Source organism: Streptomyces sp. NPDC032940 (assembly GCF_040636935.1).
In the GTDB taxonomy this organism is placed as follows: Bacteria; Actinomycetota; Actinomycetes; order Streptomycetales; family Streptomycetaceae; genus Streptomyces.
Genome location: NZ_JBEZVJ010000012.1, coordinates 33,626 through 47,245, shown reverse-complemented (window position 1 = coordinate 47,245; position 13,620 = coordinate 33,626). Strand labels below are relative to the sequence as shown.

The 13,620-nt window shown below is 72.0% G+C and carries 8 protein-coding genes; 6 read left to right on the top strand and 2 right to left on the bottom strand.

The window, feature by feature from the left end; genetic code table 11:
* Positions 1 to 148: 148 nt before the first annotated feature.
* Complete coding sequence (locus AB0E77_RS17265; protein ID WP_361570981.1) at positions 149 to 679, top strand: hypothetical protein; 531 nt, start codon at positions 149 to 151, stop codon at positions 677 to 679.
* A gap of 76 nt (positions 680 to 755) precedes the next feature.
* Here the strand turns inward: AB0E77_RS17265 and acnA are convergent, their stop codons facing one another.
* Positions 756 to 3,473 (bottom strand): aconitate hydratase AcnA, encoded by a 2,718-nt coding sequence (gene acnA / locus AB0E77_RS17260; protein ID WP_361570978.1) that lies wholly within the window; start codon positions 3,471 to 3,473, stop codon positions 756 to 758.
* A 335-nt stretch (positions 3,474 to 3,808) separates the two neighbouring features.
* On the opposite strand from acnA, the gene AB0E77_RS17255 reads away from it, so the two are divergent.
* Positions 3,809 to 4,006: a DUF4236 domain-containing protein gene (locus AB0E77_RS17255; protein WP_361570975.1), complete on the top strand. Its 198-nt coding sequence runs from the start codon at positions 3,809 to 3,811 to the stop codon at positions 4,004 to 4,006.
* Between the two features lie 75 nt (positions 4,007 to 4,081).
* Entirely contained in the window at positions 4,082 to 5,611 is a 1,530-nt protein-coding gene (locus AB0E77_RS17250; RefSeq protein ID WP_361570972.1) for a UDP-N-acetylglucosamine 1-carboxyvinyltransferase, read from the top strand.
* Between the two features lie 154 nt (positions 5,612 to 5,765).
* Here AB0E77_RS17250 and AB0E77_RS17245 read toward each other — a convergent pair whose 3' ends face one another.
* Positions 5,766 to 6,821 (bottom strand): beta family protein, encoded by a 1,056-nt coding sequence (locus AB0E77_RS17245; RefSeq protein WP_361570969.1) that lies wholly within the window; start codon positions 6,819 to 6,821, stop codon positions 5,766 to 5,768.
* 680 nt (positions 6,822 to 7,501) lie between these two features.
* Between AB0E77_RS17245 and AB0E77_RS17240 the strand changes: the two genes are divergently transcribed.
* The 3 genes from AB0E77_RS17240 to AB0E77_RS17230 all read left to right on the top strand — a co-directional run bounded on the left by AB0E77_RS17240 (position 7,502) and on the right by AB0E77_RS17230 (position 13,597).
* Positions 7,502 to 9,355, top strand: a complete 1,854-nt coding sequence (locus AB0E77_RS17240; RefSeq protein ID WP_361570966.1) for a BTAD domain-containing putative transcriptional regulator — start codon at positions 7,502 to 7,504, stop codon at positions 9,353 to 9,355.
* Positions 9,356 to 9,431: 76 nt separating this feature from the next.
* Positions 9,432 to 11,639, top strand: a complete 2,208-nt coding sequence (locus AB0E77_RS17235; protein ID WP_361570963.1) for a TOMM precursor leader peptide-binding protein — start codon at positions 9,432 to 9,434, stop codon at positions 11,637 to 11,639.
* Positions 11,636 to 13,597: a TOMM precursor leader peptide-binding protein gene (locus tag AB0E77_RS17230; protein WP_361570960.1), complete on the top strand. Its 1,962-nt coding sequence runs from the start codon at positions 11,636 to 11,638 to the stop codon at positions 13,595 to 13,597. The genes AB0E77_RS17235 and AB0E77_RS17230 overlap by 4 nt, the downstream gene beginning before the upstream one ends.
* Positions 13,598 to 13,620 lie beyond the last annotated feature (23 nt).

Below are 13,620 nucleotides of genomic sequence, written 5' to 3'. Positions count from 1 at the left end.
TGGCCCGAACCGGCCGCCCCGGCGTGTCGCCCCGTTCCCCGGGGGTGACGCGTGCACCAGAATGGCCGGCGTCACGGCCGGCGCCGGACGGGCACGGCCGACGCGCGTTCATCACGCGGTCATCGCGTGTGGTCGAAGGGGGAAGCACGTGCGGACGAGCATCGGCACACGGTTCACGGGTCTGGTCACGGGGGCGCTGGTGGCGGCGGGGGCCCTGTTCGCGACGGCGGCACCGGCGCAGGCGTACGATCCCGACCCCGGTGTCTCCACGTACTACCGCCAGACCGGCTCCTGCCCGTGCAGCGGCGGCACGCTCACCGACCCGTTCGACGGCACCTCCTTCGCGCACGACACGGGCGGCACGGCCGTCAAGATGGAGCTGAGCGACGCGGGCTGGTTCGTGGGCAAGGTGGAGTTCCACCCGGACGACGAGAAGCTCTGGGTGTACGACACCACGAACGACGGCGACACCTTCTACGTGGCCGTCGGCTACTCGTCGGGCGGCTCGTACCACGACCTGGGCACCTTCTCGGCGCCGGGCACCTCCGAGACCGTGGACCTCACGGTGAAGGACTTCGACATCCCGGAGGGCGCGTTCGTCGACATCACGCTGTACGACGGGGCGGGCCGCTCCGACTACATCGCGGCGGCCCGCGGCACGGCCGGGGCGGTCGCCTGACGTCCCGCGACGCCGACGGCGAAGGGCCGCATCCCCGTCGCCGGGGATGCGGCCCTTCGCCGCTGTGCCGTACCGCCTACTTGCGGATGAGGCTGCGCAGCACGTACTGCAGGATGCCGCCGTTGCGGTAGTAGTCGGCCTCACCGGGGGTGTCGATGCGGACGACCGCGTCGAACTCGACACCGGTGTCGGTGGTGACCTTCACCGTGCGCGGGGTGGTGCCCTCGTTCAGCTCGGTGACGCCGGAGACGGAGAAGGTCTCCTCGCCGGTCAGGCCGAGGGAGGCCGCGGACTGGCCCTCCGGGAACTGGAGCGGCAGGACGCCCATGCCGATGAGGTTCGAGCGGTGGATGCGCTCGTAGGACTCGGCGATGACGGCCTTGACGCCGAGGAGCGCGGTGCCCTTGGCGGCCCAGTCGCGGGACGAGCCGGAGCCGTACTCCTTGCCGGCCAGGACGACGAGCGGGATGCCCTGCTCGATGTAGTTGCGGGAGGCGTCGTAGATGAACGACACCGGACCGCCGTCCTGGGTGAAGTCGCGGGTGTAGCCGCCCTCGGTGCCCGGCGCGATCTGGTTGCGCAGGCGGATGTTGGCGAACGTGCCGCGGATCATGATCTCGTGGTTGCCGCGGCGCGAGCCGTAGCTGTTGAAGTCGCGGCGCTCGACGCCGTGCTCCGTCAGGTACTTGCCGGCCGGGGTGTCGGCCTTGATCGCACCGGCCGGGGAGATGTGGTCGGTGGTGACCGAGTCGCCCAGCTTGGCGAGCACGCGGGCGCCGGAGATGTCCTCGACCGGGGCCGGCTCCATGCCCATGCCCTCGAAGTACGGGGGCTTGCGCACGTAGGTGGACTCGGCGTCCCACTCGAAGGTGTCGCCGGTCGGGATCGACAGCGCCTGCCACTGGGCGTCGCCCGCGAAGACGTCGCTGTAGGACTTGGAGAACATGTCCTCGCCGATGGCGTTGGCGACGACGTCGTTGACCTCGGCCTCGGAGGGCCAGATGTCCTTCAGGTAGACGGGGTTGCCGTCCTGATCGGCGCCGAGGGCGTCCTTGGTGATGTCGACCTTCATGGAGCCCGCGAGGGCGTAGGCGACGACCAGCGGCGGGGACGCCAGGTAGTTCATCTTGACGTCGGGGTTGATGCGGCCCTCGAAGTTCCGGTTGCCGGAGAGGACCGAGGTGACGGCGAGGTCGTGGTCGTTGACGGCCTTGGAGACCTCGTCCGGCAGCGGGCCGGAGTTGCCGATGCAGGTGGTGCAGCCGTAGCCGACCAGGTTGAAGCCGACCTTGTCGAGGTAGGGGGTCAGGCCCGCCTTCTCGAAGTAGTCGGTGACGACCTTGGAGCCCGGGGCGAGGGTGGTCTTGACCCACGGCTTGCGGGTCAGGCCCTTCTCGACCGCCTTCTTGGCCACCAGGGCGGCGGCGACCATGACGTACGGGTTGGAGGTGTTGGTGCAGGAGGTGATGGCCGCGACCGTCACCGCACCGTGGTCCAGCTCGTAGGTCGTGCCGTCGGGGGCGGTGACCGGGACCGGGTTGGACGGGGCGCCGTTGGGGGTGACCGCCGGGGAGTCGGAGGCCGGGAAGGACTCCTTGCCCGCCTCGTCCACGACGTCCACGTAGTTGAGGACGTCCTGCTTGAACTGCTGGGCGGCGTTCGCGAGGACGATGCGGTCCTGCGGGCGCTTCGGGCCGGCGATGGAGGGCACGACCGTGGACAGGTCGAGCTCCAGCTTCTCGGAGAAGTCGGGCTCGGCGGCCGGGTCCAGCCAGAGGCCCTGCTCCTTGGCGTACGCCTCGACGAGCGCGACCTGCTGGTCGGAGCGGCCGGTCAGGCGCATGTAGTTCAGCGTCTCGTCGTCGATCGGGAAGATCGCGGCGGTGGAGCCGAACTCCGGCGACATGTTGCCGATGGTGGCGCGGTTGGCGAGGCTCGTGGCGGCCACGCCCTCGCCGTAGAACTCGACGAACTTGCCGACGACGCCGTGCTTGCGCAGCATCTCGGTGATCGTGAGGACGAGGTCGGTGGCGGTGGTGCCGGGGGTCAGCTCACCGGTGAGCTTGAAGCCGACGACGCGCGGGATGAGCATGGAGACCGGCTGGCCGAGCATCGCGGCCTCGGCCTCGATGCCGCCGACGCCCCAGCCGAGGACGCCGAGGCCGTTGACCATGGTGGTGTGCGAGTCGGTGCCGACCAGGGTGTCGGGGTACGCCTTGCCGTCTCGGGTCATGACGACGCGGGCCAGGTGCTCGATGTTCACCTGGTGGACGATGCCGGTGCCGGGCGGGACGACCTTGAAGTCGTCGAAGGCGGTCTGGCCCCAGCGCAGGAACTGGTAGCGCTCCTTGTTGCGGCCGTACTCCAGGTCGACGTTCTGCTGGAAGGCGTCGTTGGTGCCGAACTTGTCGGCGATGACGGAGTGGTCGATGACCATCTCGGCCGGGGAGAGCGGGTTGATCTTGTTCGGGTCGCCGCCCAGCTCCTTGACGGCCTCACGCATGGTGGCGAGGTCGACGACACAGGGCACGCCGGTGAAGTCCTGCATGATCACGCGGGCGGGCGTGAACTGGATCTCCTGGGACGGCTGGGCCTGCGAGTCCCAGCCGCCGAGGGCGCGGATGTGGTCGGCGGTGATGTTCGCGCCGTCCTCGGTGCGGAGCAGGTTCTCCAGCAGCACCTTCAGGCTGTAGGGAAGGCGCGCGGAGCCCTCGACCTTGTCCAGCCGGAAGATCTCGTACGACTCGTCGCCCACCTGCAGCGTGCTGCGGGCGTCGAAGCTGTTCGCCGACACGACAGTCTCCTTCATTCATGTGCGCGTACCACCGCATCCTGCCGCCACGCCGCCCGGCCGATCCGCTAAGGTAGGGCTAAGTTAGGTAACCCTTACCGCCAGACCCGACAGCGGCGCGCGGCGACGGTGCGCCTCGGCAGATATCTCGATGTCGAGATAACTCTAGTACATGGGGGCTGACTGGTCATGCCCGGGCGCCCGGGCGCGATGTGGCGTGCGCCCCATCCGGGTGACGACGCGCACCACGCCCGAGTGACCCGGACGGCCATCTCTATGCCGAACCGGGGTATCCGACGTGCGCCGGGACCTCCCGGCACGAGTCGGAAGGAGGCACGATGCCGCTCACGTTCCGCAAGAGCTTCCGGATCCTCCCGGGAGTACGGCTGAACATCAACAAACGTTCGTGGTCCGTCACGACCGGCGGCAGGAACGGCCCGCGCCACACACGCAGCAGCACGGGACGGCGTACGACATCGATGGATTTGCCGGGACCTTTCGGATGGCGCCGCACGACCACCGCCAGGCGCCGCTGACGCCCTCTTGACGTCGCATCACCCGAACGGACCCCCCGAGAGGCGCCATCTCATATCTGAGATAGCCTCAACCTCATGGCAGACGACTACCTCGTACGCATCGGCAAGCTCATCCGTGACGCCCGGCAGCACCGTGGCTGGACGCAGTCGCAGCTCGCGGAGGCGCTCAACACCAGCCAGAGCGCCGTCAACCGCATCGAGCGCGGCAACCAGAACATCAGCCTTGAGATGATCGCCCGTATCGGCGAAGCGCTGGACAGCGAAATCGTCTCCCTGGGCTACGCGGGTCCGATGCACCTGCGCGTGGTCGGCGGCCGGCGCCTCTCGGGGGCCATCGACGTCAAGACCAGCAAGAACGCCTGCGTGGCCCTGCTGTGCGCCTCGCTGCTCAACAAGGGGCGCACGGTGCTGCGCAGGGTCGCCCGCATCGAGGAGGTCTACCGCCTCCTGGAGGTCCTCAACTCCATCGGCGTGCGCACCCGCTGGGTCAACGACGGCACCGACCTGGAGATCGTGCCGCCGGCCGAGCTGGACATGGAGGCCATCGACGCCGAGGCCGCCGTCCGCACCCGCTCCATCATCATGTTCCTCGGTCCGCTGCTGCACCGCATGGACCGCTTCCGGCTGCCCTACGCCGGCGGCTGCGACCTCGGCACGCGCACCATCGAGCCGCACATGATCGCGCTGCGCCCCTTCGGTCTGGACGTCGCCGCGACCGAGGGCCACTACCACGCGGTGGTCGACCGCAGCGTGCGCCCGGGCCGCCCGATCGTGCTGACCGAGCGGGGCGACACGGTCACCGAGAACGCGCTCCTCGCCGCCGCCCGGCACGACGGCGTCACCGTCATCCGCAACGCCTCGTCCAACTACATGGTCCAGGACCTGTGCTTCTTCCTGGAGGCCCTGGGCGTCAAGGTCGAGGGCATCGGAACCACCACGCTCACCGTGCACGGCGTCGCGGACATCGACGCCGACGTGGACTACTCCCCCTCCGAGGACCCGGTCGAGGCGATGAGCCTGCTGGCCGCCGCCGTGGTGACGGAGTCGGAGCTGACGGTCCGCCGGGTCCCGATCGAGTTCCTGGAGATCGAGCTGGCGGTCCTGGAGGAGATGGGCCTCGACCACGACCGCACGCCGGAGTACGTCGCCGACAACGGCCGCACCCGCCTGGTGGACCTCACCGTCCGGCCCTCCAAGCTGGAGGCGCCGATCGACAAGATCCACCCCATGCCGTTCCCTGGCCTCAACATCGACAACGTCCCGTTCTTCGCGGCGATCGCGGCCTCCGCGCAGGGCAAGACCCTCATCCACGACTGGGTCTACGACAACCGCGCGATCTACCTGACCGACCTCAACCGCCTCGGCGGCCGCCTCCAGCTCCTGGACCCCCACCGCGTCCTGGTCGAGGGCCCCACCCGCTGGCGCGCCGCCGAGATGATGTGCCCGCCGGCGCTCCGTCCCGCCGTGGTCGTCCTGCTGGCGATGATGGCGGCCGAGGGCACGTCGGTACTGCGCAACGTGTACGTCATCAACCGGGGGTACGAGGACCTGGCGGAACGGCTGAACTCGATCGGGGCGCAGATCGAGATCTTCCGGGACATCTGAGAGCTCCTGGGGAGGTCACGCGAATCCCCTTCCTGACCTGCACGCATGCGAGCCAGGAGGGGACTCGGCTTCGCCTGTGGGACTTCTCAGGGACATGTGGGCCGGGCCGGGATACTGTCGACGTCAGGGGCAGGGGGCCCGCACCCTGCCGCCCTCAGCCGCCGGCCAGGCTGCGTACGACGTACGTCATGTGCTGGAGGTCTCCCGCCCGCAGCCACTCCGTGGGACCGCCCACCCCCTCGCTGGTCGTGAGCGGGCCGTGTGCGCAGTCGCTCAGCCACTCCTCGGCCTGCCCGGCTCCCGCTCCCCGGAACTCGGGCAGTTCGGTGATCCTGCGGGCCGCGGCGCGGTTGACGGCGACCCGGTCCGGCCCTCGGGTCAGCGTCTTGACGACGATGTACGAACTGTCGGTCGTGTAACGGAGCGCACCCCAGGGCGGGCCGCCGTTCCTCCCGGACGTCGGAGCCTGCGCGAGGGCGCCGGGGTGCTGGACCCCGTAGTCGCCGTAGCCGAGCAGCGGGACGTAGCCCCGGCCCGTCGCGCGCACCTCGTGCCACATGCGCCACTCGGCCCGCGAGGCCTCGCACGATCCCTCCTCCAGCATGTCCGCGGTGACCCGCGGAAAGCCGCCGCCGAGCAGGGCGGCGCTCCGCCAGACCGCCAAAGGCATCAGCGCATCGAGGGCACGCAGCGCCTCCTTGCCCGCATCGGGCCGACCGTCGAGGACCGCGCCCATGTCGAGCAGCAGATCCAGGGGCACCTCCGGACCGACGCGGTCCAGCAGGCCCCGGACGTTCTCCCCGAGACGGCCGTCCCATTCCCCCGGGACACGCACCCGCACGCCCAGGCCGCGCAGGCTACGGCGGGCCGTCTCCACGACCGCCGCCTGCTGTTCCCCAATCCTCTCCGGTCCGGTGACCGGTCGCAACCATGCCAACTCGCAGTAGACGGCGAGTGCTTCGGCAAGGGCGACGGTCTGGGCGTCCTCACCGAAGGGAGCGTCGATCCATGCGCCGTGACGGCTCACGGCGCTCACCCGGCCGACGTACGTGCCGACCACCGCGCCCAGCCTCTCCGGCGGCACCCCGGGTAACGGGGGCAGGTTCCACAGCGGTCTGATCGCGGCCCGAACGTCCGGCCACAACCGCCGGGAGGCGTCGGCCGCGTGGGGCTTCGTCGGCAGTACGGGAACATAGAGCGGTCGGGACATCGCGGCTCCCCCTCGGCCCCGTCCGTGTGCATCCCTTCCCGTCAGGGTCCATTCATCTCGAAGCAGTTGAAAAGAGGGCGATTTCGGCCCGCGTGGCCGATGTGGGCAAGTGCGTGGCCGTCCGCTCTGCGCCGGACAGTCCGCTGACCGGTCGTGAGCGCCCGCCCCCCGACCGACACATGTGTCCCCCGGCAGGAGACGTCCATCTGCTCGTGCGGGACGTGGCCGCGACCGCCGCCGGGAAAGCGAAGTCGCCGCGAACGTCAAATTCACGGAAATGGATCACTCGGTCAAGGCGAGTTGAAGTCTGAGAGAAATTCACCTTCGCCGCGACATCACGCCCGGGCGCCACAGTCGCCCGAGCGTCAACGCCTCGTTGCCACAAGGCAGTTCACCCGCACAGGAGAGGTCGGAACAAGAGAGACAAATGTGTCGATGTCAAGAAAACATGGCTCGCTCGATTTTCGTTAAACCAGGGATCGACGGAACTCCCGGCCATCGCCTATCGTGTCCGGCGGGACATACAAAATGCCAAAGACCTTGGCCTCTATTTGCATGCCACCGAGCGTCGAATAGTTGTCAATAAACCTGTGCACTCGTATTTCTGACGGTCTCGGCGAGCGAGTTCGACCAGCCCGCTCCGTGGACCGTTCGGCGGACACAACGGGGGGCGACACAGAATGCGGTTCCAGCTGCTCGGGTTGCTCAGCATCGCCGATGGTGAGCACGCCGCCGTCCTTCAGCCGTCCAAGCCCACGAGTCTGCTGGCCGCCCTGCTCATCCATTCCGGTGCCGTCGTGTCGACCGACTATCTGGTCCGCGCCGTCTGGGACACCGACCCGCCCGTCACGGCCAGGGCCGCTCTGCAGAGCTGTGTCCTGCGTCTGCGCCGCGTCTTCGCCAAGTACGGGATAGCGAACGACACCATCGAGGCGGTCCCCGGCGGATACCGGATGCGGATGGACCGCGACACCCTCGACCTCGTCCGCTTCCGCCAGCTGGTGCGTTCGGCGGACACCGCCGACGACCCGGAGACCAGGTCCCTCGTCCTGCGAGAAGCGCTCGGGCTGTGGCACGGGCCGGTGCTCGCGAACGTCTCGTCCCAGATGCTGCACCGCGACGAGGCGCCCCGGCTGACCGAGGAGCGGCTGAGGGCGCTGGAACGCCTCTGCGACATCGAGCTGGCGCGGGGGCGATGTCGTGAGGTCCTGGCCGACGTGTGGGACGCGGCGAGACAGCATCCCGGCCGGGAGCGTTTCGCCGAGCAGCTGATCGAGGCGCTCTACCGCACCGGCCGCCAGACCGAGGCCCTCGCGGAGATCAGAGCCGTCAAGGAGCGGCTGAAGGAGGAGTTCGGGATCGACCCGGGGGGCTCCTTGCAGCGTCTGGAAGTGGCCATCCTGCGGGGGGAGGATCTGGCCGCCGCGCCGGGCGGACCGGGCCCCGCCGTCGGCGCCTTCCCCGCCCTCGAGGCCGGATCCGCTCCGCGGGCCGCGCTCCCGGCGGGTACGGCCGGTACGGCGGGTACGGCCGTCGCCCCAGGGCGTTTCCCGCTCGCCGCGCCGGCGGCCACGGCACCGGCCCCGGCCCCCCTCGCCGTCGCGCCGGTGCCCTGCTTCTCCGGGCGCACGGCGCAATTGGCCGCACTTCGACGCGCGTTGACCGCCGCGGAACCGGTCGGCGGACCCGTGGTCATCTCCGGTGCCCCGGGGGTCGGCAAGACCGCTCTCGCCCTGCACGCCGCCCATCTGGCCCGGGAGGCGTTCCCCGGCGGCTGCTTCGCGCTCGCCCTGACCCACGCGGACGGCAGCCCTCTCGACGCCGCCGAAGTCCTCGACCGGCTCCCGCCGCCGGACGGGGCCGGACGCCGGCTCCTCGTCCTGGACGACGCGGTGAGCGCCGAGCAGCTGCGCCCCCTCCTGCCCGACCCGTCCGAGGGCGTCGCCGTGGTGACCAGCAGACGCGGGCTGGCCGGGCTGGCCGCCACCCACGGCGGGGTCGTGCACCGCCTCGGCACCCTCACCCCCGACGAGTCGCACCAGCTCCTGATCAGTACGGTCGGCGCCGGCCGGATCGCCGCGGAACCGGAGGCGGCCCGTGAACTGGCGGACCTCTGCGGTCACTTCCCGCTCAGCCTGCGTATCGCCGCGGCCCGCCTGCTGACCCGCCCCGGTCTCGGCATCGGGGACTGCGCGGCCTGGCTGGCCGCGGATCTGCCGGCCCGCCTCTCCCTGGCGGACGAACCGACCCGGTCCGTGCCGCACGTGTTCGACGCGGCCCTGCGGCGGCTGAGCCCGCAGCTGCGGGAAGCGTTCCTCACGCTGGCCACGGAACGCGCGGACGGCGGGCCGGCAGACGGTGCCCCGGCGTCGCCCGTGCCGGACGAGGTGCTCGAACAGCTGGCGGACGCCGGGTTCATCGAAGAGGGCCCGCCCAAGCCGTACCGCATCCACGAACTGCTCAGAGTCTACGCGCGTCGGCGCGCGGCCTCGGCGCCGCGGAGCCCGGTCGGCGCGCTGACCGCTCCCGGCTGAACCACCCCGATCACCCACCTGTCCCCTCCCCCGACCGCACCGACCAAGCGCGTCTCCCCGAGAGGTGAACTCCCCCATGCCTGCTGACCGGTACGCAGCCGTCGCCGACACCCGCCCCCGCATCCGGCGGGACGTCCTGTTCACCGAGACCCCCGACGGCGTGCTGTTCCACAACGCCGACGGAGGCTTCCGGCTGACGGCCAGATCCGCCTACCGCTTCGCCACCCTGCTCGTACCGCACCTCGACGGGCAGCACACCGTCGCCGAGATCTGCGAGGGCTTCGGGGAGCGGCAGCGCGCGATGGTCGGCGAGCTCGTCGGCACCCTGTACGAGCGGGGCTTCGCCCGTGCCGTACCACCCAGACCCTCGCCGGAGGCGTTCGACGGTCCCGAGCCCTCCGAGGACGTCGCGCGGCGCTACGCGGCCCAGATCGCCTACGCCGAGCACTACGCCGACGACGCCGCCCGCCGCTTCCAGCGGTTCCGCGACACCCGGGTGGCCGTCCTGGGCACCGACGCCACGGCCCGCTGGTGCGTGCTGAGTCTGCTGCGCAACGGCTGCGCGTCCGTGGGCGTCGTCCCGGGGCTCGACCGGGAGGGCATCGACGAGGAGGCGGCGGCGGCCGGGGCGGACGGCTGCCCGGTCGCCCTCGACGAGCTCGACGTGTCGGACGGTCCGCAGGGCCCGCGTACCTGGGCCGCTCTCGACGGGTACGGGGTCGTCGTGGTCACCGGCGGGCCCGAGGCCGTCCGCACGGTGTTCCCTCTGCTGCGCGCCGGGATCCCCGCGGGCCGGATGCTGATCCCTGTCTGGTCGTTCGGCACCGCCGCGGTCGTCGGCCCCCGGATGTCGGCGCAGACGACGGGATGCTGGTCCTGCGCCGTGCTGCGGCTGGGCGCGGGCGACGGCGCCGGGCGGGCGGCGGACGTGTGGAGCTCGCTCGCCCTGGACGGCCCGGCCGCCACGCCGGCCCCCGGTGCCCACCCCGGCGGGCCGCTCGCCGCGATGCTGGGCAACCTCCTCGGTTACGAGGTGTTCAAGACGGCGTCGGGCGCGCTGCCCGCCGAGACGGCCGGACAGCTCGTCGTCCAGGACATGGAGTCGCTCGACGTCACCGCCGAGCCCCTGCTGCCTCATCCCCGGTGCCCGTGGTGCGCGGACGACATCCGGGCGGACCTCCCGGCGATCGACCTGGCGATCCTGGACTCGGCCGGCGCCTCGCTCGCGCTGCCCACCGTGGACACGGCCCGTGAGGCGGACGCCCTGGTGGAGGAGCTGAACCGGCGCTCGGTGCTGCTGCGGCCGCACGCCGGGGTGTTCAGCCGCTACGACGACGAGGACATCACCCAGACGCCCCTCAAGCTCAGCGTCGTGGAGTTCGGCCTGGGCCACGGCCACACGCGGCGCGTGGCCGCCGCGGACGTCCACCATGTGGCGGGTGCCCGTATCCGGGCGCTGCACCGGGCGGCGGAGGCGTACGCCGAGCACGTGGTCCCGCACGTCCCCGGCCGCGAACCCGACGCCGCCGTCCGCCTCGACCCGGCCGGGCTGGCCACGTGGTCCGGCATGGGCGGGACTCGGGCCGACGTCCGCGGCTGGGCGACCGCGTCCTCCCTGCTGACCAAGGAGCGGTTCCTGGTGCCGGGCGAGGCGGTCCGTCCGTTCGGGGCGGACAACCGGGACGGGCTCTTCGAGGCGACGAGCGCCGGGCTGCGGGCTGGGGCGAGCGTCACGGACGCCGCCGCGCAGGGCGTGCTGTCGGCCCTCGCGTACGACGCGCTCCGGCGGGCGGTACGGGGGGCCGGGGTGTCCGGCGTCGAGGTGCCCGCCGACCTCGACCCCGAACTCACCTTCCTGACCCGCTCCGCCGCCAACCTCGGCGTCGAGGCCGAGCTGCTCGACCTCGGGGAGCGCGAGCGTTCGGGGGTGGCCGTGGTGCTGGCCCGGGCCGGGGCCCGCTGGGCGGTGGCCGCCGAGCTGTCGTACCCGGCGGCGGCCGCGGCGGCGCTGCGCGATCTGCTGGGCGAGGTGCAGCTGGAGCGGCAGCCGGTCGGCGGGGCCTCCTTCGGGGATCCGGTGTTCGACGGGCTCGACCCGCGGGCGCTGGCCGTCACCGGAACGGTCACCGTGGAGCGGGCGGGCCCGCCGTCGTGGGCGGACGTGCTGCGCCGGCTCGGCGAACAGGGGCGCGACGCCCTGGTGGTGGCGACGGGCGCCGGGGACCTGGAGCGGGCCGGGGTGCACGTCGTGCGCGTGCTGCTGACGTCGGAGGCCCGGCGGTGACCGTCGGGACCGTGGGCCGGCCGGCCACGGCACCGGCGGCCTCCGACGCCGTGGTCGGACCGGCGCGGCCGACGGCCGGGCTGCTGCGGGCTGCACTGGACCGGCTGGGCCGCCGTGAGCTCGCGGTGTCGGTCCGTGCTCTCGGCTTCGGCGACGCGTTCGCGGAGGACGGCAGCGACGCGCGTACCCGGCACGGAGAGGGCGGGCGGGCCGTCCCCGTGCATCTGTACTCCCGGCAGGCCGTCGTCGGTCCCCTCACCGGCGACGGCGGGGCGCCCTGTCCGCGCTGTCTGGCCCGACGCTGGCAGGCGGTCCGTTCCGTGGCGCTGCGCGACGCCCTCGAACTGGGCGGTGCGACCCACGAGTCGGGGCCCTGGCCGTACGCCGTCCCGTTCGCCGTCGACGCGCTGGCCTCGCTCGTGGTCCGGGCGCACGGGCAGCCGGTGTGCGCGCCGTTCCCGGACGTGTACGTACTGGACCTGGGGTCCCTGTCGGTGCGCCGGTTCCCGCTCGTCCCCGACCCGCAGTGCCCGGCGTGCTCACAGGCGGTCCCCGACACCGCCGAGGGCGCCGTCGTGACCCTGGCGTCCGCGCCGAAGCACGCGCCGGGATCCTTCCGGCTGCGGAGCGTCGAGGCGTACGGCATCGACGTGGCCGCGTTCGCGAACCCGGTGTGCGGCGCGCTCGGCCCGTCCGTCGTCCACGACGTGTCGTCCACGTCCACGTCGGCGACCATCGGCTGCTTCTCGATGCGCTCCGGGGAGTATCTGCGGGAGACGTTCTGGGGCGGGCACTCGGGATCGTTCGGCACCAGCGCGCGCATCGGCGTGCTCGAGGGGCTGGAGCGGTACGCGGGCATGCGGGCGCGCGGCAAGCGGACCACGGTGACGGGGACGCTCGAGGGGTTCGGGGAGGACGCGGTCGACCCGCGACGGGTGGGGCTCTACTCTGCGGCCTTCCACCGGGAGAACCCGCACGTCGTGCCGTTCTCGCCGGACCGGGAGATCCCGTGGGTGTGGGGCTGGTCCCTGCGCGACCGGGCGCCGCGGCTGGTGCCCGAGATCCTCACCTACTACCACTCGCCGGGGCTCAACGACCGTTTCGTGCAGGAGAGTTCCAACGGCTGCGCCTCCGGCGGCTGCGTGGCGGAGGCCGTCTACTTCGGCCTGATGGAGGTCGTCGAACGGGACGCCTTCCTCCTCGCCTGGTACGGGCGGCAGCCGCTGCCGGAGATCGACCCCACCACCAGCGCCCGCCCCGCCACCCGGCACATGGTGGACCGGCTGGCGATGTACGGGTACCGGGCGCGGTTCTTCGACACCCGCATCACGTTCCCGGTGCCCGTGGTCACCGCCGTGGCGGAGCGGACCGACGGCGGCCCGGGCCGGATGTGCTTCGGGGCCGGCGCCGGACTCGACCCGGAGTCGGCCCTGGACGCGGCGCTCTGCGAGATCGCCACCGACGCGGTCAACCTCCGGGACCGCACCCTGCGCGACGAGGCCAGGCTGCGCGCCATGGCGGAGGACTTCTCCCGGGTGGCCGCCCTGCACGACCACCCGCTCGTCTACGGCATCCCCGAGATGGGCGTCCACGCCGACTTCCTGCTGCGGTCCCCGGCCGCCGGGCCGCCGCTCGCGGTCGCCGGCCTCGCGTGGCCGGACGCCTCCGGCCGGCCCGTCTCCCCCGACCTGCGGGACGACCTGGAGCGCTGTGTCGCCGCGGTCACCGCGGCCGGGTTCGACGTGGTGGTCGTCGACCAGACCCTGCCCGAGCAACGGCGGCTGGGCCTGCACACGTTCGGCGTGCTCGTCCCCGGGCTGCTGCCCATCGACTTCGGCTGGTCGCGGCAGCGTGCCCTGGGCATGCCCCGGCTGCGCACCGCCCTGCGGGAGGCGGGCCTGCGGGACCGCGACCTGACGGCGGCCGACCTCAACCCGGCCCCGCATCCCTTCCCCTGACCGCCCCGACCCGCACGCCACCG